The organism is Streptomyces humicola (assembly GCF_024436035.1).
In the GTDB taxonomy this organism is placed as follows: Bacteria; Actinomycetota; Actinomycetes; order Streptomycetales; family Streptomycetaceae; genus Streptantibioticus_B; species Streptantibioticus_B humicola.
Genome location: NZ_JANFNG010000004.1, coordinates 191,096 through 212,224 on the forward strand (window position 1 = coordinate 191,096; position 21,129 = coordinate 212,224).

Annotated in this window: 15 protein-coding genes; 6 read left to right on the plus strand and 9 right to left on the minus strand. The window is 70.1% G+C overall.

Annotated elements, in window-relative coordinates:
- The first annotated feature begins 14 nt into the window (after positions 1-14).
- The gene (pgi, locus tag NGB36_RS08635; protein WP_255919554.1) at positions 15-1,655 is read left to right on the plus strand and encodes a glucose-6-phosphate isomerase; all 1,641 of its coding nucleotides are present in this window, start codon (positions 15-17) and stop codon (positions 1,653-1,655) included.
- Positions 1,656-1,722: 67 nt separating this feature from the next.
- Here the strand turns inward: pgi and NGB36_RS33375 are convergent, their stop codons facing one another.
- Positions 1,723-4,161, minus strand: a complete 2,439-nt coding sequence (locus tag NGB36_RS33375) for a D-alanyl-D-alanine carboxypeptidase (RefSeq protein ID WP_255919555.1) — start codon at positions 4,159-4,161, stop codon at positions 1,723-1,725.
- Positions 4,162-4,403: 242 nt separating this feature from the next.
- On the opposite strand from NGB36_RS33375, the gene NGB36_RS08645 reads away from it, so the two are divergent.
- The 5 genes from NGB36_RS08645 to NGB36_RS08665 all read left to right on the plus strand — a co-directional run bounded on the left by NGB36_RS08645 (position 4,404) and on the right by NGB36_RS08665 (position 9,688).
- Complete coding sequence (locus tag NGB36_RS08645; protein WP_255919556.1) at positions 4,404-5,114, plus strand: GOLPH3/VPS74 family protein; 711 nt, start codon at positions 4,404-4,406, stop codon at positions 5,112-5,114.
- A gap of 297 nt (positions 5,115-5,411) precedes the next feature.
- Positions 5,412-6,269, plus strand: a complete 858-nt coding sequence (locus tag NGB36_RS08650; protein WP_255919557.1) for a helix-turn-helix domain-containing protein — start codon at positions 5,412-5,414, stop codon at positions 6,267-6,269.
- 212 nt (positions 6,270-6,481) lie between these two features.
- Positions 6,482-6,691 (plus strand): DUF397 domain-containing protein, encoded by a 210-nt coding sequence (locus NGB36_RS08655; RefSeq protein WP_255919558.1) that lies wholly within the window; start codon positions 6,482-6,484, stop codon positions 6,689-6,691.
- 187 nt (positions 6,692-6,878) lie between these two features.
- Positions 6,879-8,081 carry an aminotransferase-like domain-containing protein gene (locus tag NGB36_RS08660; protein WP_255919559.1) on the plus strand — a complete coding sequence of 401 codons (1,203 nt, stop codon included), beginning with the start codon at positions 6,879-6,881 and terminating at the stop codon, positions 8,079-8,081.
- 185 nt (positions 8,082-8,266) lie between these two features.
- Complete coding sequence (locus tag NGB36_RS08665; protein WP_255919560.1) at positions 8,267-9,688, plus strand: sugar porter family MFS transporter; 1,422 nt, start codon at positions 8,267-8,269, stop codon at positions 9,686-9,688.
- Positions 9,689-9,892: 204 nt separating this feature from the next.
- Here NGB36_RS08665 and NGB36_RS08670 read toward each other — a convergent pair whose 3' ends face one another.
- The 8 genes from NGB36_RS08670 to NGB36_RS08705 all read right to left on the minus strand — a co-directional run bounded on the left by NGB36_RS08670 (position 9,893) and on the right by NGB36_RS08705 (position 20,834).
- Complete coding sequence (locus NGB36_RS08670; protein ID WP_255919561.1) at positions 9,893-10,996, minus strand: ADP-ribosylglycohydrolase family protein; 1,104 nt, start codon at positions 10,994-10,996, stop codon at positions 9,893-9,895.
- A 116-nt stretch (positions 10,997-11,112) separates the two neighbouring features.
- Positions 11,113-13,734, minus strand: coding sequence for a bifunctional FO biosynthesis protein CofGH (locus NGB36_RS08675; protein ID WP_255919562.1), 2,622 nt, complete (start codon positions 13,732-13,734; stop codon positions 11,113-11,115).
- A gap of 149 nt (positions 13,735-13,883) precedes the next feature.
- A complete protein-coding gene (locus tag NGB36_RS08680; protein WP_255919563.1) occupies positions 13,884-15,614 on the minus strand; it encodes an N-acyl-D-amino-acid deacylase family protein in 1,731 nt (576 codons plus the stop codon).
- Between the two features lie 149 nt (positions 15,615-15,763).
- Entirely contained in the window at positions 15,764-16,891 is a 1,128-nt protein-coding gene (locus NGB36_RS08685) for an LLM class flavin-dependent oxidoreductase (RefSeq protein WP_255919564.1), read from the minus strand.
- A 114-nt stretch (positions 16,892-17,005) separates the two neighbouring features.
- Positions 17,006-17,803: an SDR family NAD(P)-dependent oxidoreductase gene (locus tag NGB36_RS08690; RefSeq protein ID WP_255919565.1), complete on the minus strand. Its 798-nt coding sequence runs from the start codon at positions 17,801-17,803 to the stop codon at positions 17,006-17,008.
- 29 nt (positions 17,804-17,832) lie between these two features.
- Complete coding sequence (locus NGB36_RS08695; RefSeq protein WP_255919566.1) at positions 17,833-18,768, minus strand: TIGR03619 family F420-dependent LLM class oxidoreductase; 936 nt, start codon at positions 18,766-18,768, stop codon at positions 17,833-17,835.
- A gap of 13 nt (positions 18,769-18,781) precedes the next feature.
- Positions 18,782-20,005, minus strand: a complete 1,224-nt coding sequence (locus NGB36_RS08700) for an amidohydrolase family protein (RefSeq protein ID WP_255919567.1) — start codon at positions 20,003-20,005, stop codon at positions 18,782-18,784.
- A gap of 88 nt (positions 20,006-20,093) precedes the next feature.
- Positions 20,094-20,834, minus strand: coding sequence for an AMP-binding protein (locus tag NGB36_RS08705; protein ID WP_255919568.1), 741 nt, complete (start codon positions 20,832-20,834; stop codon positions 20,094-20,096).
- Between the last annotated feature and the right edge of the window lie 295 nt (positions 20,835-21,129).

Genomic DNA, 21,129 nt, shown 5'->3' on the forward strand with positions numbered 1-21,129 from the left:
ACGAGGAGCGAACGATGTCCGAACGGCTTGACCAGCTGCCGCAGTGGGAAGCGCTCGGCAAGCACCGCGAAAGCCTCGGGGAGGTGCATCTGCGGGAGCTCTTCGCGGGCGACGCCGCGCGCGGCAGCCGGTACGTCCTCGACGTCGGCGACCTGCGCATCGACTACTCCAAGCACCTGATCACCGACGACACGCTCGAACTGCTGCGAGAGCTGGCCGAGGTACGTGGCGTGGCACGGCTGCGGGACGCGATGTTCCGCGGCGAGAAGATCAACGTCACGGAGAAGCGCGCGGTACTGCACACGGCGCTGCGGGCGCCGCGCGACGCGGTGATCGAGGTGGACGGCGAGAACGTCGTTCCCGCGGTGCACGCCGTGCTCGACAAGATGGCGGACTTCTCCAACCGGATCCGCTCCGGCGCGTGGACCGGGCACACCGGCAAGCGGATCCGCACCGTCGTCAACATCGGCATCGGCGGCTCGGATCTGGGCCCGGCGATGGCGTACGAGGTGCTGCGCTCGTACACCGACCGCGAGCTGCAGTTCCGTTTCGTCTCCAACGTCGACGGCGCGGATCTGCACGAGGCCGTACGCGACCTGGACCCGGCCGAGACGCTCTTCATCATCGCGTCGAAGACCTTCACCACCATCGAGACCATCACCAACGCGACCTCGGCCCGCACCTGGCTGCTCGACGGGCTCGGCGGGGACGAGGCGGCGGTCGCCAAGCACTTCGTGGCGCTGTCGACCAACGCCGAGAAGGTCGCCGAATTCGGCATCGACGTCGAGAACATGTTCGAGTTCTGGGACTGGGTCGGCGGCCGCTACTCCTACGACTCGGCGATCGGGCTGTCACTGATGATCGCGATCGGTCCCGACCGTTTCCGCGAGATGCTCGACGGTTTCCGCCTCGTCGACGAACACTTCCGGACTGCGCCGCCCGAATCCAACGCACCGTTGCTGCTGGGGCTGCTGGGGGTCTGGTACGGGGCGTTCTTCGACGCGCAGACGCACGCGGTGCTCCCGTACTCGCACTACCTGTCGCGCTTCACCGCGTATCTGCAGCAGCTGGACATGGAGTCCAACGGCAAGTCGGTCGACCGGTCGGGACGTCCGGTGACCTGGCAGACCGGACCGGTGGTCTGGGGCACGCCCGGCACCAACGGCCAGCACGCCTACTACCAGTTGCTCCACCAGGGCACGAAGATGATCCCGGCCGATCTGATCGGTTTCGCACAGCCGGTGGCGGACCTGAGCCCTGAGCTGGCCGGCCACCACGACCTGCTGATGGCGAACCTCTTCGCGCAGGGCCAGGCGCTCGCCTTCGGCAAGACCGCTGAGGAGGTCGCCGCCGAGGGCGTGCCGGCCGAGCAGGTGCCGCACCGCACCTTCCGCGGCAACCGCCCGACCACCACGATCCTGGCGCGCGAGCTCACCCCGTCGGTGCTCGGCCAGCTGATCGCGCTCTACGAGCACAAGGTCTTCGTGCAGGGCGCGATCTGGGACATCGACTCCTTCGACCAGTGGGGCGTCGAACTCGGCAAGGTGCTGGCCAAGCGGATCGAGCCCGCGCTGACGGAGGGCGCCGAGGTGCCCGGTCTCGACAGCTCGACGGCCGGCCTGGTCGCTGCGTACCGCGCGATGCGCGGGCGTTAGGCGTTAAGGCGTCAAGTGACCCGGTGGCCGGGCGCGCGCGGGGAGCGCGGGCCCGGCCACCGGAATGTCAGCCGAGCCGGGTCAGCTTGGCGCCGAAGGACGGTGCCGTGAGGTCCGACTGCAGCGCGACGGGAACCTTCACCTGGCCCGGACCGCCGCCGACGGTGAGCGTGCCCACCGTGGTGCCGGCCTTCGCCGAGTGCGGGATCCCGGACGGCGAGGCGTCCAACGCGACGGTGACCTTGTTGCCCGCCCAGCCGATGGCTTGGACGTTCTGCGTCGCCACGACCGGGGTCCTGCCGCCGAGACCGTCGTCCACATAGCCGACGACGTCGCCCTTCTTGATGATCTGGTCCGCGGTCAACGACTGCTGTGCCGAGACGACGAGTTGAAGGCCGGCGGCGGTGACGGTGTCGAGGATCGATGGCTTGTACTGGCCGAGCACGACACCGAGCACCAGCTGCGTGGTGCCGCCGACGCTCTTGGTCGCCGCGAAGACGAGGTTGCCGCCCGCGGCAGTGCTGGTACCGGTCTTGACGCCGATCACGTTGTTGGTGCCGACGAGGTGGTTCCAGTTGTTGTACGAATCACCGCTCGCCGTCTTGAAGTTCGGCTGGTCGACGACCCGCCGGAACGTCGCGTCGCCCATCGCCTTCTGCGCCAGCTTCAACTGGTCCGAAGCGGTGCTGACGGTGGTCGCATCGAGACCGCTCGGATCGGTGTAGGTGGTGTTGCCCATGCCGAGCTCCTTGGCGGTCGTGTTCATCTTCTGGACGAACGCCGCCTCCGATCCGGCATCCCAACGCGCCAGCAACCGCGCCACGTTGTTGGCAGACGCGATCATGATGTCCTCGAGTGCCTCGAACTCGCTGATCTGCTCTCCCGCGGTGACCTTGACGACGGACTCACCCTGCGTTCCGAGGCTGAAGTCGTTGACCGCCTGCTGATCCACGGCGATCTTCGGGCCCTGGCCCGAGGTGATGGGGTGGTCACGCAGGATGATGTACGCAGTCATCACCTTGGCCACGCTCGCGATCGGCAAGGGCTTCTGCTGCCCGTACGTCCCCATGCTGCCGAGGCCCTTGACCTCCAGCGCGGCCTGCCCCTCACTCGGCCAGGGAACGGAGGGCGCGGCCCCCGGGAAGGTGTACGAAGAGGCGCTGGTCAGCGCCAGCTTCGGGCTGGGCAGCGGGCGCACGGCCTGCACGACGCAGAAGATGATCGCGAGCAGGACGACGAGCGGCGTCCAGATCTTGACCCGCCGCACGACGGTCCGGACAAGGGTCTCCGGCGGGGGCGGCGTATTGGTGAGCTCCGCGAGCAGCTTCAGCGGCTCCCCGGGCAACGGAGGCAACGGCTGCTGCTTCGTCTTCTCCAACGGGCTTTCCGCCGCCGCGGCCTTTGCCTTGGCCTTGGCCGCCGGCGCCTTCACGGCGGGCGACGCCCCGCCGGCGGCGGCAATCTTCGCCGTCGACGCGGCGGGCGCGGCGCCCGCGGCGCCGTCCTTCTCCGCGGACGACTCCGCAGCGTCGCCCTTGGAGGCGCCCGACTCTGCATCGACCTCCGAGACGGCGGACGACTCGTCGGCGTCGCCCTCGGGCCCGTCCGACTCCGCAGCATCGCCCTCGCGCACGCCCGACTCCGCACCGCCCTCCGAGACGGCAGGCGACTCCTCGGGGTCGCCCTCGCGCGCGCCCGACTCGGCACCGCCCTCCGAGACGGCGGACGACACCACGTCGCCGGACTCGTCCGCATCGTCCTTGGCCGCGGACGACTCCGCAGCATCGCCCTTGGAGGCGCCCGACTCGGCCGCGTCGCCGTCCGGCGACTCCGCAGCCGCCTTCGCGTCATCCCCCTTCGGGTCATCCCCCTTCGCGGCAGACGACTCCTCGTCGCCCGGCTGCTCGGCATCGACCTCCGCTGCAGCGCCGTCCTGCGGCTCGGCCGCCTCCGCGGCAGCGTCCTCGGACTCCTCCTCGGACGCGTCCTCAGCCGCGGCAGCGTCATCCGCATCTGAATCGGGCGCCGGCGCGGGCGCGGGCGCGGGCCGAGCGTTCTTCGAGTCGCCCGACGCAGCATCAGGCGGCGCCTGCTCCGTACGCGTCGCGTCGACGGGTTTCCGGGTGGTCGCCACGTCGTTCGACGGCCGTTCGGGCGACGTCTTGGACGTAGATTCGGTCGGCGAAGTGTCTACGTCCGTTCCGCCGTTCGGCGTAGATTCATCCGAGTGGTCCACCGGGTGTCCGCGCTCCTTCTCGGGAGGCGCGACCCGCTTCACGTGGCCGCCGGGGTCCCCGGGGATCCGGATCTGCCGCGTCGCCCGCGAGCCCGTCGGCGCATCGTCGGCGCCGCCGCCCCGGCCCTTGCCGTTGCGCGCCTCGTCCGCCCCCCGCGCCCCCTGGGGCGCCTTCGTCTCTCGGCTCACGGCCAGCCGCGGATCCTTCGCCTTCGCCGTCTCCCCCGACGACTTTTCCTGCTCCGCCCTGCCGGGGGATTTGCCCGCCACCCGTACCTCCCGTACACATTCGACGGGGCGCCTCGCGCGGCGCCCCGCTTGCCCGTACCCAGTGTCCTTCGCCCACCTGTGCCTGCCACGCGGGACCCGCCGGGGCGTCCTCTGCGCCACCGCCACCCCTCGTGTAGACGAGAACGACATACCTGCCGGTTCCCGCCGATAAGGCAAAGGCACTCTCGACACAACGGTGTGAGAGGCGTCACCCTGTCATTCATCCACGCGGGGAGGCATGGATGGGCAGGAGCCGCAGAACAATTCCGGAGGAGCTATTGCTGCTCGCCCTGGACCCGGCGACCGGGACCACGGCGCAGCCGCAGTCGCTCGATCTCGGTCTCGCCGGGGCGCAGCTAGTGGAGCTGGCCCTGGCCGGACGAATAGCCCCAGACGGGGATCGTATCGCCGTGGTGCATCCGCGGCCGACAGGAGATCCGACGCTGGACAGCGCCCTGGAGCTGCTGCGCCGCCGTGGCAGCCCGGTACGCGCTGTCGCATGGATAGGCGGTCCGCGGCTGGGGTTGCGTCAGACGTATCTCGCGCATCTCGAACGGTGCGACATGGTGCACGCCGTACCGGGCCAGATGTGCGGCGTGTTGCCGACGACTCGCTATCAGGCGACCGACAGCGCGGTCAGCCGGGAGATCAGGGCCCGTCTCGACAGCGCGATCCGCACCGGCGTGCCGCCGGACCCGCGGACCGCGGCGCTCGCCGCGCTCGCCCACGCCGTGGGCCTGGGCAAGCACCTGTACCCGGGTAACGAGGGCCGGTCCTCGCGGTCGCGTCTGAGGGACCTGATCAGGTATGACCCCATGGGCGGACTGGTGGCGCACGCCGTCATGGACGTCCAGAACGGCGTGGCGGTCCAGCCGCGGCGGGCACCCGGACAGGACCGGCAGGCCCGGGCCGCGGGGCCAAGCCGCAGGATGGCCCGCGCCGGCGTGCACTGACGGCACGCGACAGCGCAACAGAACGAGAGAACGACGCACCCACCCCCGTCCCCACAGATCGTCGATCGGTACGGGAGCCGCCACGGCGCGCGGGCCGGTGGGCCGGCATGGGCCGGCTCGCCGTTCCGCGCGCCGCGTCGTTTCCGGCGTGTCGCGGTCCACGGCGTGCGCACATCCGTCCACCATTACCCCTCGCCCTACCCCCGCCGTCGCCGATTTCCCAGCGAGACGATGACCGCAAGTGGCAGGCTGCTGACCGGTAGTACAAGAGCAGTTCGAGCCGGAGGTGCATCTCTCATGGCGTCCAGTGTCAATCCCACCGTCAGGCGACGCCGTTTGGGCTCGGAACTACGCAAACTGCGCGAGCAGAAGGGCATGACGGCCGAGGAGGTCGCCGCCCGGCTGCTGGTCTCCCAGTCCAAGATCAGTCGTCTCGAGAACGGCCGGCGCAGCATCAGCCAGCGTGACGTCCGCGATTTGTGCGGCGTCTACGGCGTCGAGGACCACCGGATCGTCGACTCCCTGATGCAGATGGCCAAGGAGTCCCGCCAGCAGGGCTGGTGGCACGCGTTCGGCGACGTCCCGTACAGCGTCTACATCGGCCTGGAGACGGATGCGGCCTCGCTGCGCGTGTACGAGTCGCAGATCGTGCCCGGGCTGCTGCAGACCAAGAACTACGCGGAGGCGGTGATCGCCGGCAACCTGCCGGAAGCCACGCCCGAGCAGGTCGAGAAGCGCGTGCACGTCAGGTTGCGCCGCCAGGACCGAGTCAACGACCCGGACAGTCCGCTGCGGCTGTGGGCCGTCATCGACGAGGCGGCGCTGCGGCGCATCGTCGGCAACCACGAGATCATGCGGGAGCAGCTGGAACACCTCGTGCACCTGAGCACGCTGCCCCATGTGACGGTGCAGCTGCTGCCCTTCGACTCGGGCGCGCACCCGGGGCTGAGCGGGCAGTTCGCGATTCTGGAATTCTCGGACGCGACCGACGCGAGCGTCGTCTACCTCGAGGGGGTCACCAGCGACCTGTACCTGGAGAAGGACACCGACGTGCACACCTACAGCGTGATGTACGAGCATCTGCGGGCCCAGGCGCTGAGCGCGGAGCAGACCCGGCAGTTCATCAGCGACGTCGCCGAAGAATACGCGGGATAGAGCCGGGACAGGGCCGGGACAGGCGGGCTGACCGCACAGCGGTCACCGAAAGGCGGCAGAGTACACCTGCGCCACATGAACGCGGAAGACCCACAGGGAATATGCCATCCGGTCGAGTGAACAGGCTCTCTGCCCAGCGATGTTGACGAGTAGCGTCGATCTCGTCTTCACCACGTGGCGCAAAGACGCCACTTGCACACACCGGAGCAATCATGGCAATCAAGCTCGGCAGCACCCACGCGTGGATCAAATCCTCCCGCTCCGCGGGGAACGGCGCCTGCGTGGAGGTGGCGTCTCCCGCCCCTCGTACCCTCGCCGTGCGCGACTCCAAGAACCCGGGCGGCCCTTCGCTCGCCTTCTCCCCCGAGTCGTGGACGGCCTTTGTGGCCGATGTCGAGTCCGGCGCCCACGACCTGGACTGACCTCAGCGGTACTCACAACGGCACCACACACGGCAATACACTCAGCAACACCGTCAAGAGCCCTCTCGACTGGCCCGCCGTCCTGGCCGAGGGGGCTCTCTGGTGCGCGGGCACGGGGCCCCCAGTCCGTGGAACATGCCCCCAGAAAATAAGTGGACACTGCATCCACTCTCCGTAGGGTGCGGTCATGAACAGAGCCGACGTTCCCGCCCTCGCCGCCCGTGCCGCTTCCGTCGCCGCCTCGCCGGTACGCGAGATCCTGGCGCTGACCGCGCGGCCCGAGGTGATCTCATTCGCGGGCGGGCTGCCTGCGCCGGAGCTGTTCGATTCGGCGGGCCTGCGCCAGGCGTATGCGGACGTGCTCGCCGATGCGCCGGAGCGTGCCTTGCAGTACTCGACGACCGAGGGCGACCCGGAGCTGCGCCGCGCCGTCGCCCGGCGGCTGGGCGACCGCGGTCTGCCGACGCACGCCGACGACCTGCTGGTGACGACCGGATCGCAGCAGGCGCTGACGCTGGTCGCGGGCGCCCTGCTGGAACCCGGCGACGTGGTACTGGTCGAGGACCCGGGCTATCTGGCGTCGTTGCAGTGCTTCGGCTTCGCAGGCGCACGGGTCGTGCCGGTGGCGTGCGACGAGGACGGGATCGATCCGGCGGCGCTGGACGAGGCGGTGGCGCGCAAGCGTCCCAAACTCCTCTATCTCGTGCCGACGTTCTCCAACCCCACCGGGCGCACGCTGTCGTCCGAGCGGCGCGCGGCGATCGCGCGGATTGCGGAGCGGCGCGGGCTGTGGATCGTCGAGGACGACCCGTACGGCGAACTGCGGTACGAGGGCGAGCCGGTGCCGTGGATCGCGTCGCACCCGGAGGCGGCGGACCGCACCGTGCTGCTCGGCAGCTTCTCCAAGACCATGGCGCCGGGACTGCGCCTCGGCTGGCTGCATGCACCGGCGGCGCTGCGACGGGCCTGCGTGATCACCAAGCAGGCCGCGGACCTGCACACCTCGACCGTCGACCAGGCCGCTGCGGCGCGTTACCTCGCGCAGGCCGATCTCGACGCGCATCTGCGGCGGGTGACCTCCGCCTACCGCGAGCGGCGCGACGCGCTGCTCGCGGGGTTGCCCGCTGCGCTGCCGGCAGGCAGCGAGTGGAACGTGCCGCAGGGCGGGATGTTCGTGTGGGCGCGGCTGCCGCGCGGGTACGACGCGACGGCGGCGCTGCGCACGGCCGTTGAGCACGATGTCGCGTATGTGCCCGGTGCGCCGTTCTTCGCCGGGGAGCCCGACATGGCGGCGATGCGGCTGTCCTTCTGTACGCACACGCCTGACGAGATCCGGGAGGGATTGCACCGTCTCGCCACCGCCCTCAGATGCCTCTGTCCTCATATATGAACAGCGATCAGGTTTCTGAATCGTTACCTCCGTTTGTCTTGTTCGAACGCCGGTGCCATGTGACCGTTGGCACACCTTCTCCAGGTGATCATCCAACGGCCCGTCAAGTGCCATGCGGCGACGATGAATAGAGGCGATTCAGCGTGCGAGAAACGGCAATGGCGCCGGCGCCGGCGCCACGGCAGGTGAGCAAAGGCACTCTGTACTTCTTCGGCGCACTCGGCGGGATCCTCTTCGGCTACGACCTCGGCGTGATCTCCGGAGTGCTGCTGTTCATCAAGAAGATCTGGGCCCTGAGTTCACTCGCTCAAGGTGTCGTGGGCGGCTGCCTCGCCTTCGGCGCCGTGTTCGGCGCAGCGATGGCAGGAAAGCTGACCGACCGGCTCGGTCGGCGTGTCACGATCATGCTCGCGGCGTCGATCTTCGCGCTGGGCACCATCGGATGCTCCTTCGCCCCGAATTTCACCGTGTTGGTCATCGCCCGTACCGTGGTGGGCATCGCGGTCGGCACCTCATCCGCAACCGTGCCGACGTACCTGTCGGAACTGGCCCCCACGAAGGTGCGCGGTGCGCTGTCGACGCTCAATCAGCTGATGATCGTCAGCGGCGTCCTCGTCGCCTACGTCGTCGACTGGGCGCTGAGCGGCCCGGCGAACTGGCGTGCCATGTTCGCCGCCGCGCTGATTCCGGCGCTGGTGTTGCTCGTCGGCATGATGTTCATGCCGGAGACCCCCCGTTGGCTGGTGAAGGCCGGCCGCGAGGACGAGGCTCGTGCCGTGCTGCGCAGCACACACGAGGCCGCCGAGATCGATCCAGAGCTGGACAACATCCGCGAGGTCATCCGGTTGGACAGCGAGCAACAGGGCCGATTGCGCGATCTGGCGGCTGCCTGGGTGCGCCCCGCGCTGATCGTCGCGCTCATCCTTGCCATCGGCCAGCAGCTCTCCGGCGTCAACGCGATCAACCTGTACGCGCCCACGATGTTCACCGACCTCGGGTTCGGGAAGTCCTCGTCGCTGCTGGCCTCGATCGTGCTCGGCGCGACCAAGGTCGCGTTCACCGCATGGGTGATCTTCACGATCGACCGAAGGGGCCGCAAGCCGCTGCTGCTCCTGGGGAATGTGTTCATGGCAGCGACCCTGTTCCTGCTGGGCGTCGTGGTGCTCTCCCTCCACAGCCACACCGCGGTCGGCATCATCACCCTCGTCCTGCTCATCGTCTACCTGGCCGGCTACGAGCTGGGCTGGGGTGCGGTGGTCTGGGTGATGATGGCTGAAATCTTCCCGCTGAAGGTCCGTGGCGTGGGCATGGGCGTGGGCAGCGTTGCCCTGTGGTCGGCGACCTTCGCCATCACGTTCATCTTCCCGGTGATGGACTCCAACCTCGGACTGGCCTACTCGGCCTGGATCTTTGCGGCCATCAGCGTGGTGCTGTTTGTGCTGGTGCGACGGCGCGTACTGGAGACGAAGGGCCGCAGCCTGGAGCAGATCGAGCTGGACCTGCGCGGCGCGAGCGACGGCCGCTGCGCGGCGATCCCCTCCCAGCACCGCGACCAGCACCGCGACCAGCACCGCGACCAGGAGGTCCCGGAGACACCGGCCCCGTAGCGCCCGGGGCCCGGCGACCTCCCCACCGCCGACCAGGCGGCCGTTCGCCGCGCTCTTCCCCGGCGCACGCAGCGCATCGGTGCCGGGAGCCCACTTCCCTGGGTCACCGCCCCCGAGGAGCTCACCAAGGCGGTCCAGCGCTTCCTCGACGACTGACGGCGGCTGACGACGACTGACGACGACTGAGACGGCGCTGCGCGGGCGCTACGCGTTGGGGTAGCGCGCCAGCCACGCTGCCGATGACGCGCCGGGGCCGTGCAGCGCGGTGCCCTGCGTCATCTCCATCGCGAAATCGTCCGCGAGCTCCAGAATCGCCGCGCGCCCCTCCAGCTCCACCACCCATGCGGGCGGCAGCGCCGTCTCCCCGTGCTGGACGCCGAGCAGGTTGCCGCAGATCGAGCCGGTCGAGTCGCTGTCGCCCGAGTGGTTGACGGCAAGCAGCAGCCCGTGCCGGACGTCCTCGGCGACGAGCGCGCAGTAGACACCGATGGCCAGCGCCTCTTCCGCCGTCCAGCCCTGGCCGAGGGATTCGACGCGCTCCGCGGTGGGCAGGCCCTGGCGCACCGCGCCCAGCGCCCTCTGCAGTGCTTCCGTGGTCTCCTCGTGGCCCTGGTGGGCCGAGAGCTGCGCGAGCGCCCGCTGCACGGCCGCGTCGAGCGGGTCGCCCTGGGCGACGGCATGCACGATCACCGCGAAGGCGCCGGCCGCGAGGTAGCCGGTGGGGTGACCGTGGGTCTGGGCGGCGCACTCGACGGCGAGCTGGAAGACCAGCTGCGGCTCCCATCCCACCAGAAGGCCGAAGGGCGCCGAGCGCATCACCGTGCCGCACCCCTTCGAGCCGGGGTTCTTCGGGTCGGCGAGGGTGCCCATGCGCTCGTCGCCGAGGCCGGAGAGGCAGGCGCGTCCCGGTGCGCGCTGCGAGTACAGCCACTCCTCGCGGGCCAGCCAGCCGGCGTCCTGTTTGCGCTCGTCCGGCCCCCAGTCCGCCTGGGTGGCGGCCCACCGCAGGTAGGCGCGATGCACGTCGGTCGGCGGGTGCCACGCGCCGGAGTCACGCCGTATGTGGGCGCGGACCAGCCCTTCGACGGTGAACATGGTCATCTGGGTGTCGTCGGTGATCGCCCCGCGCCGCCCGAACGCCGGTACGTAGTCGGTGACCCCCTGCTCACCGTGGTTGCGCCGGATGTTCTCCAGCGAATCGAATTCGATGCCCGCGCCCAGCGCGTCCCCGATGGCGCCGCCGAGCAGGCAGCCACGCACCCGGCTGCGGAAATCCTGCTGCTGTGCCCGTCCCCATATCTGGGTCATCTCCTGCTCCCCTCCCTCGCACTTCGGCCAAGCACTGTAATCGACCCTCTGATCGACCGCCTTCGGCGCAGGTCAGGCGCAGGTCAGGCGCAGATCAGGCGCAGGCCGGTCGCAGGTCAGTCGCCGACGATCGGGAGCAGCTCCGGCAGGTGGCCGTCGGAGGCGCGCCCCGCGACCAGGCGTTCGGCCGGCACCTGTCCGTAGACGGTGTCGCGCTGGCGGGCCGGGCGGCCGGCCGCTTCGGCGATCGCCACCAGGTCGCGTATGGAGCGGTACGAGCCGTAACTGGAGCCCGCCATGCGCGAGATGGTCTCCTCCATCAGGGTGCCGCCGACGTCGTTGGCTCCCGACCGAAGCATCTCGGCCGCACCCTCCGTACCCAGTTTCACCCAGCTTGTCTGGATATTGGGGATGTGCGGGTGGAGGAGCAGCCGGGCCATTGCGGTGACCGCTCGGTTGTCGCGCCGCGTCGGGCCGGGCCGGGCGATTCCCGCCAGATAGACGGGCGCATTGGTGTGGATGAAGGGCAGGGTGACGAATTCGGTGAAGCCGCCGGTCTCCTGCTGGATCCGGGCGAGCAGGCGCAAATGGCCGAGCCAGTGCCGCGGCTGGTCCACATGTCCGTACATCATCGTGGACGAGGAGCGGATGCCCAGCTCGTGCGCGGTCTTGATCACCTCGATCCAGGTGGCGGCCGGCAGCTTGCCCTTGGTGAGCACCCAGCGCACCTCGTCGTCGAGGATCTCGGCCGCCGTGCCCGGGATGGTGTCCAGGCCCGCTTCCTTGGCCGCCTGCAGCCAGTCGCGGATCGACATGCCCGTGCGCGTGGCGCCGTTGGCGACCTCCATCGGCGAGAAGGCGTGCACATGCATGCCGGGCACGCGCTCCTTGACCGCCCGAGCGATGTCGAAGTACGCGGTGCCGGGCAGGTCGGGGTGGATCCCGCCCTGCATGCACACCTCGGTTGCGCCGACGTCCCAGGCCTGCTGGGCGCGGTCGGCGACCTGTCCGAGGGAGAGGGTGTAGGCGTCGGCATCGGTGCGGCGCTGCGCGAAGGCGCAGAAGCGGCAGCCCGTGTAACAGACGTTGGTGAAGTTGATGTTGCGGGTGACGATATAGGTCACGTCGTCGCCGACCGCCGCGCGCCGTACGTCGTCGGCGATGCGGCACAGCGCGTCGAGGGCCGGTCCGTCGGCGTGCAGCAGGGTGAGCGCCTCGGCATCGGTGAGCCGGGTGGGGTCGTCGGCGGCGGTGGCGAGAGCCGCCTGGACGTCGCCGTCTATCCGCTCCGGGACGAGGCCGGGGGCGGCCTGTTCGCGCAGCGCCTCCCAGTCGCCGTAGACGTCGTCGAAGTCGTCACGCCGGTCCGTGGTACGGCCGATGGTGTCGATGGTGGTGTGCAGGTCCGTGCGGCCGCTTTCCGCGAACGCCTCTTCGGGCTCCTGCCAGGGCAGCCCCGACGGGCGGACGCTTTCGTCGGCGAGGCCGGTGCGCGGGTCGGCGAGCGCGCGGACATGCGGCAGCACCCGCGGATCGAGCCACGGCTCCCCGCGCTGGACGAACTCCGGGTAGACGGGAAGGCGTTCGCTCAGAGCGAAACCCGACTCGGCGGCACTTGCGGCGATCTGATCGATGTGCGGCCACGGGCGCTCGGGGTTGACGTGGTCCGGCGTGAGCGGCGAGACCCCGCCCCAGTCGTCGATCCCGGCGGCGATCATCCGCGCGAACTCGCCGTCGACGAGGTTCGGCGGCGCCTGGATGCGCGCCGAGGGGCCGAGGATGAGCCGCGCGACGGCGATGGTCGCCACCAGGTCGTCCAGCTCCGCATCGGGCATGCCGCGCATGGCGGTGTCCGGCTTGGCGCGGAAGTTCTGGACGATGACCTCCTGGACGCTGTGGTATTGCCGGGCCACCTTCCGTATCGCGAAGAGCGATTCGGCGCGCTCGGCTCGGGTCTCGCCGATGCCGATCAGAATGCCTGTGGTGAACGGCACGTTGGAGCGGCCCGCGTCCTCCAGGACACGCAGCCGCACCGCCGGCTCCTTGTCGGGTGAGCCGTAGTGCGGCCCTCCCGGCTCGGACCACAGCCGCGTCGCCGTGGTCTCCAGCATCATTCCCATCGACGCGGCGACGGGCTTGAGCCGCTGCAGCTCCGTCCAGGACAGGACACCGGGGTTGAGGTGCGGCAGCACCCCCGTCTCCTCCAGCACGCGGATCGCCATCGCCCGTACGTAGGCGATGGTGTCGTCGTAGCCGTGCGCGTCCAACCACTCGCGCGCCTCGGGCCAGCGCGCCTCCGGCCGGTCGCCGAGGGTGAACAGCACCTCCTTGCAGCCGAGTTCGGCGCCGCGCCGGGCGATCTGAAGCACCTCGTCCGGCGAGAGGTACGCCCCCAGACTTCGTCCGGGAGGTGCCCCCGCCCGGCCCTCGCGGCGCAGCTTGCCGGGCACGGTCGCGAAGGTGCAGTAGTGGCACTTGTCGCGGCAGAGCCGGGTGAGCGGGACGAAGACGCTGCGCGAATAGGTGATGACCCCCGATCGGCCCAAGGCTTCCAGTCCCGCGTCGCGGATGCGCGCGGCGACGGCCGTGAGCTCGTCCAGGTCATCGCCGCGCGCCGCCAGCAGCACGGCGGCCTCCGCCGCGTCCAGCGCGACGCCGCTGCGCGCCCGGCTCAACGCACGGCGCATCGCATTCGCGCCCGGAGGCTCTTCCTGGGGCCGCGGCAGATCATTCGTCATTTAATGAGGATACGAAGTGGCAGTGAGCGTCGCACGCGAGCGGGCGGAGGGGGCACCTCCCGCCGTGGGCAGAGGGAGGGCGGAGAAGCGAACACAGGCCGGTTACAGCGGCACTCGGGGCGAGGCCGACGCGGAGTCGTGCTCCGCCCTCACCCCGTCGCCACCGTCCGCGTGTCGCGCCCCGAGCGGAGCACCGTGCCCGGGATGGCGCCCGTCACGGCGTCGTCCCGCAGCGTCTCGACGCCGCCCACCCGAACGCTCACCACACCCAGTGCCTTGGAGTCCAGCCGGGGGCTGTCGCCCGGCAGGTCGTGGACTAGAGTGGCCGGTCCCGCGTCGATGCGCTCGGGGTCGAAGAGCACCAGGTCGGCGTGGTGGCCCTCGGCGATGCGGCCCCGCTCGCGCAGTCCGAACAGCCGCGCAGGGTCGTCCGTCAGCATCTGCACCGCACGCTCCAGACCCACCAGCCGGCGTCCGCGCAGGCAGTCGCCGAGGAAGCGGGTGGTGTACGGAGCGCCGCACATGCGGTCCAGGTGGGCGCCTGCGTCCGAGCCGCCGAGCATGACGTCCTCGTGTTCCCAGGTGCGGCGGCGCAGCTCCCAGCTGTCCGGGTCGTTGTCGGTGGGCATGGGCCACAGCACCGTCCGCAGCCGGTCGTTGGCGCAGATGTCGACGAGCGTCGCGAAGGGCTCCTGTCCGCGCTCGGCTGCGACGTCCTGCACACGGCGGCCGGTGAGGCCGGAGTTGGCCTCGGAGTAGGTGTCGCCGATGACGTAGCGGCCGAAGGTGGCCAGGCGCCGGAAGACGCCCGCCTCGGGACTGTTGGCGCGCCGCAGCATCTCCTCCCGCACGGCGGGGTCGCGCAGCTTCTCGATGCGCGCGTCGACCGGCAGGCCGAGGATCTCGCCCCAGCCGGGGATGAGGTTGAGCGCGCAGAAGGTGCCGAGCGACATGTTCATGGGGGTGAGGATCGGCATCGTCAGGGCGACGACGCGGCCGCCGGCCTTGCGGGCCCGTTCGGAGGCGCTCAACTGGCGTGGTACGCGGTCGGGAACGGCCGCGTCGATCGTCAGTACGTTCCAGTTTAGGGGCCGTCCCGCCGCCGCGCTCATCTCGGCGAACAGGTCGATCTCCTCGTCGCTGAACTTGTCGAGGCAGCCGGCGACGATGGCCTCGATCTGTGTGCCGTCGTGTTCTCCCACGGCGCGGCTGAGGGCGAGCAGTTCGTCGCGTGCCGCGTGGCGCGAGGCGACGGGCTTGCCGTCGCCGTCGGAGTGGGTCGCGGACTGGGTGGTGGACAGGCCCCAGCCGCCGGCTTCCATCGACTCGTGGAAGAGGCGCAGCATCTGCTCCAGCTGGGCCGCAGTGGGCTGGCCGCCGACCGCGTCGGAGCCCATGACGTGGCGGCGCAGGGCGCAGTGGCCCACCATGAAACCCGCATTGACCGCGATCCGGCCCTCCAGCGCGTCGAGGTAGGAGCCGAAGCTGGTCCAGTTCCAGTCGACGCCGTCCTCCAGCGCCTTCAGCGACATCCCTTCGACCTTGGACATCATCCGGCGGGTGTAGTCGGCGTCCTCGGGCTTGAGCGGTGCGAGCGTGAAGCCGCAGTTGCCGCCGGCGACAGTGGTCACGCCGTGGTTCATCGAGGGGGTGGCGAAGGGATCCCAGAACAGCTGAGCGTCGTAGTGGGTGTGCGGGTCGACGAAGCCCGGGGTGAGGACGAGACCGGTCACGTCCTCGCTGCTGCGCGCCGGCTCGTCGGTGGTGCCGGGCGCGGCAACGGAGGCGATCCGGCCGGCACGCAGTCCGATGTCCGCGGTGTACGAAGGTGCGCCCGTGCCGTCCACCACGGTCGCGCCCTTGATGAGGTGGTCGAGCATCGTATGGTTTCCCCTTGGTCCCTTGTTCTGCCTCGGCGTGCTGGGGTGGTCCCCGGCCGGACCCGACGGCCGCTGCGAGGGGCGGGTCCGGGCCGGGGTCCGGGGCGGCGGCCCGGGAAGACGCCGCCCGGCTCGGAACGGCGTACGTCTCAGGCGCCGGCCGCGCGCCGCAGCCGCGTCGTGCGGTGGACCGGATCGGTGTCTATCTTCGGGATGACGTGCTCGCCGATCAGCTTGATCGTCGTCATGGTGTCGTCGTACGGAATCCCGATCGGCATACCGAAGACCAACTGGTCGGCGCCAGCGGCCTCCCACCGCTTGCACTGGGTGAGCACCTCGTCGGGGTCACCGCAGATCAGCAGCTCCTCGGCGACCATCAGGTCGATGATCTCCTCGGTGTACTCGGGCAGCAGCTCCGGCCACTGCGGTATGACCTCCGGCCGCGGGAAGGTGTCGTGGTAGCGGAAGAGCAGCGACTGCAGGTAGTTGAGGCCTCCGGCCGCCGCGATCTGCCGTGCCTTCTTCGAGGTCTCCGCGCAGATCGCCGTCGACGTCACCATCACGTTGTCGTTGACGTAGGCGCCGACCGGCTCGGCCTCCCGGATGGCGGTCTTGTAGGAGTCGAGGACCCACTGCATGTCGGATACCTTCTGCACGCTGAAGCCGAGCACCCCGAGCCCCTTGCGTGCGGCCATCTCGTACGAGGACGGGGAGCCGGCCGCATACCACATCGCCGGATGGGTGCCCCCGTACGGCTTCGGCAGCACCTTGCGCGGCGGCAGCGACCAGAACGTCCCCTGGAAGCCCTCGTAGGTGTCCTGCAGCCACATCTTGGGGAATTCGGCGATCGTCTCCTCCCAGATCGCCTTGGTGTGGTTCATGTCGTCGATCCCGGGGATGAAGCCCAGGATCTCGTGGCTTCCTGCGCCGCGCCCGGTGCCGAATTCGAACCGTCCGCCGGAAAGGTGGTCGAGCATGGCGACCCGCTCGGCGACCTTTGCGGGGTGGTTGACCTGCGGCAGTGGGTTGAAGATGCCGGAGCCGAGGTGGATCCGTTCGGTCGCGTGGGTCAGGTAGCCGATATAGACGTCGTTGGCGGAGAGGTGTGAGTACTCCTCCAGGAAGTGGTGCTCGGTGATCCAGGCGTACTTGAATCCGGAGCGGTCGGCCTGGATGACGTACTCGGTCTCCTCCAGCAGTGCGTGGTGCTCGGCCTCGGGGTCGGCCTTCGCCCGGCTCGCGGGCACATATCCCTGTACGAAGATCCCGAATTCCAAGGGTTCACCGCCCTACTCCGAATTTCTGACGCTACGTCAGATCCGTCTCACCGGCGACTCTGGCAGCGCCGGGCCACAGGGTCAAGAGCTGCAGCGCCAGTAGCTGACTGGGCATCAGAAAACTGAGACACCGGCCAGCCATCCGCCGTCGATCACGAACGGCTGCCCGGTGATGTACGAGGAGTCGTCCGAGGTGAGGAAGAGCGCGAGCCGCGCCACCTCCTCCGGGCGCCCTATCCGGCCGAGCGGCACCAGCTTCGCGTACAGCTCGTCCACGGCCGCCGACACCTCCTGCGGGTCGGCATCCGGATCCAGCTGCGCGGGGTTGGTCATCGGGGTGTCGACCGCGCCCGGGCACATCGCGTTGACGCGTATCTTCTTCGGCGCCAGCTCCATCGCCGCAACCCGCGTCATCCCGACGATCGCCGCCTTCGTCGCGGCGTACGAGGTCAGGAAGGTCATACCGGTCAGGGCGGTGTAAGAGGCGGTGTTGACGATCGTGCCGCCGCCCGCCGCCTCCAGCGCCGGGATCACCGCCCGCATGCCCAGGAATGCACCGATCTGGTTGACCTGGACGACCTGCTGGTACTCCTCCAGCGGGGTGCTCGACAGCTCGTTGAAGCGCAGGATGCCCGCGTTGTTGACCAGCCCGTCGAGCCTCCCGAAAGCGCCCTGGACCGTGTCGAGTGCGGCCGCCCAGTCGGTCTCCCGGCCCACGTCGAGATGGACGTAGCGCACCCGCTCATCGCCCGCCTCCTTGGCCAGCTCACGCGCCAGCGCCTCCCCCTGCTCGTCAAGGACGTCGGCGAGCGCGACCTTCGCGCCCTCCGCCACGAACAGGCGCGCCTCCTGCTCACCCTGGCCGCGCGCCGCGCCCGTGACGAGCACGGCGCGTCCATCCAGTTTGCCCATGTCCGTCGATCACTCCTTCGGTAGAGCCTTCAGTCCAGGTGCGGGGCCACGTCGGAGGCGAACGCCTCCATCTGGTCGATCAGTTCGCCGAGGTCACGGCTGCGGAAGCGGACCTGGATCTGGCCGACGCCCATCGCCGCGTACTCGCGCAGGGAGGCGGCGATCGCCTCGCCCTTGCCGGTGAGCGTGCGGCGCCCTACCGGCCAGGAGGGCTCCCCCACGTACAGCGGTTCGGCGATCGCGCCGATGTCGAGCGTGGGGCCGTCGCCGCGCAGCGTTTGCAGCCTGCCGATCTGCCGCGGCAGCTGCTCGCGCGGATCGCCCTGCGGCAGCCAGCCGTCGCCGCGCTCGGCCGCGCGGCGCACCGCGGCGGGCGACGAGCCGCCCACCCAGACCGGCGGCCCCGACGACTGTGCCGGCCGCGGCCGTTGCCCCAGGTCGTGGAAGGCGAAACGGTCCCCTGCGAACTCCGGGAACTCCTCCGGTCCCAGCGCCGCCCGCAGCGCGTCGATGGTCTCGTCGAGCACGGCGCCGCGCCGCTCGAAGTCGGCTCCGAGCACGGCAAACTCCTCCCGGACATGCCCTGCGCCGACACCGAGGATCAGCCGGCCTCCACTGAGGTGGTCGAGCGTCGCGTACTGCTTGGCGGTGAGCAGCGGATGGCGCAGCCCCGCCACCGCCACATGGCTCAGCAGCCGCACCCTGCTGGTGGCCGCCGCAATGTAGGCCAGGGTGGCGACCGGGTCGTACCACGTGGTGCTCATCGCGTCCGAGAGCCGTCGCGGGATGGCGACATGGTCGCAGCATGCGACGTAGAAGAACCCGAGCCGGTCGGCCGCGCGGGCCACCCGAAGCAGATCGGCGGGAGCGGCCTCGGTCTCCCACGGCTCGGCGTAGATCGTGCTCAGCGACTGTACGGGCAGCTGCATCCCGTAGACCAGCCGTCCCTCCGGCAGAATCCGCATCTGCGCCGCCTCCTCATCCTCGGCCGGGCCACAGCCCCTCGGGGGTGAGCCCCAGCAGCTCGATGGCGTTGCCGCGCACGATGCGCTCGACGGCGTTCGCCGGCAAGTGCGCCATCTGCGCCTCGCCGACCTCACGGGACTTCGGCCAGGTGGAGTCGGAGTGCGGGTAGTCGGTCTCGTAGAGCACGTTGCCGACGCCGATCGCGTCGAGGTTGCGCAGGCCGTGGGCGTCGTCGAAGAAGCAGCCGTAGACGTGGTCGGCGAACAGCTCGGACGGCGGGCGGAGCACCTTGTCCGCGACACCGCCCCAGCCGCGGTTCTCCTCCCAGACCACGTCGGCGCGCTCCAGGATGTAGGGAATCCAGCCGATCTGCCCCTCGGCATACATGATCTTCAGCTCGGGAAAACGGTCGAACTTGCCGGACATCAGCCAGTCGACCATCGAGAAGCAACAGTTGGCGAAGGTGATGGTGGAGCCGACGGCGGGCGGTGCGTCGGCGGAGGTGGACGGCATCCGGCTGGAGGAGCCGATGTGCATGGCGATGACGGTGCCGGTCTCGGCGCAGGCGCGCAGGAACGGGTCCCAGGCGTCGGTATGGATGGACGGCAGTCCGAGGTGGGGCGGGATCTCGCTGAAGCAGACGGCGCGCACGCCGCGTTCGGCGTTGCGGCGCACCTCGGCGGCGGCGAGCTCGGCGTCCCACAGCGGGATCAGGGTGAGGGGTATGAGCCGGCCGTGCGCCTGCGGGCCGCACCACTCCTCGACCATCCAGTCGTTGTAGGCGCGCAGGCAGAGCAGCGCGAGGTCGTGGTCCTTGGCCTCGGTGAAGGTCTGTCCGCAGAAGCGAGGGAAGGTGGGGAAGCAGAGGGCGGACTGGACGTGGTTGACGTCCATGTCGGCGAGCCGCTCGGGCACGGAGTGCGAGCCCGGGCGCATCTGCTCATAGGTGATGGCTTCGAGGCGCACCTCGTCACGGCTGTAGCCGACGGCGGTATCCAGCCTGGTGAGGGGTCGGTGCAGGTCCTCGTACACCCACCAGTCGGCGATAGGCCCGTCGTCTCCGGGCGCGCCCATGCGCGGGGCGAACTTCCCGCCGACGAAGGTCATCTCCTTCAGCGGTGCGCGGACGATGCGGGGGGCGGTGTCGTGGTAGGCGGACGGGAGCCTGTCCCGCCAGACGTCGGGCGGCTCGACCGTGTGGTCATCCACCGAGATGATCTCCGGGAAGGGTTCCATACGGATACGCTACGCCGGATCTGACGGATCGTCAGTAAGTGTGAGCCGCGCACTTGCGCCGACCGCATACGTCCCGTGGGACGCGCGCTTACGCCCAGGGTTCCGGTGGCCGGGCCGACACCCGGACCCCGCGGCCCTCGTGGACCGGGAGCAGCAGCCGCCACACCGCGTCGTCGACCCCCTGGACCGACGCGATCCAGCCCAGCTCCTCCTCGCCCGCGCCGAGCCGCGACGCATCCGCCAACTCCCGCAGGACGCCGAGTAGATCCCCGTGGGTGAACGCGGGCTCGAGGCGGCCGCCCATCCGGTCGCCGGGGGCACCCGGCACGAAGCGCCGGTACGCGTCCGCGTCCCGCAGCACCCCCACCGGCCGCCACCACTCGGCGAGTTTCCAGACCGAGCGGCCGCCGACCATCTCGCCGTCCGCTTCGAGCACCGGGACGCGGTCCCGGTTCACCGGCAACGGCGACCAGCCGTCGGCCGAGGTCAGCACCGCTGCCGGAGCCACCCGTTCGACGGCGACCGCGACCCCGCCCGCCTGCGCGCCTGCCAGCAGGTACGGCACAGCGACCATCCCGGCGTACAGACAGCCGTAGAGCGCGCCCGCCAGGTCCGGCCCCTGGCGGTAGGCGAGCAGCACGCGGCTGCCCGGCGGCAGCGCACCACCGAGCCGGGCGGCCACCGCCCGTGCCCGACGGTCGAGTTCGGCGTAGCAGCAGGATGCGGTCTGCGCGAGCGGCACCCCGGGCAGCGCACCGTACGGCACCGCTCCGGGTACCTCCGCCGCACGCCTGCGCAGCATCCGGCCCGGCATCAGGGCCGCACTCATCGGCTTCATCCCCGCGCGCACCGGATCCCGTCCTCCCCCTGCACCGCGGGGGGACCCTCCCCCTGCTCCACGGGGGGACCCCCTCCCGACGCCCCTTGGGCACATGACAGGTCCGTCACTCCTCTTCCCCACTGGCCACACAGTCGGAATGCCAAATTCCGCACATTCTCCATTGATTGGCGCACAACCATCCATGAGGACGTGACCTGGCCCGGCACGACAAGGCAAACTGGCCGTCACGCGGCTGTACACACCACACCCGGAGATGGTCCCGGCGGGCGATGAACGATCGATA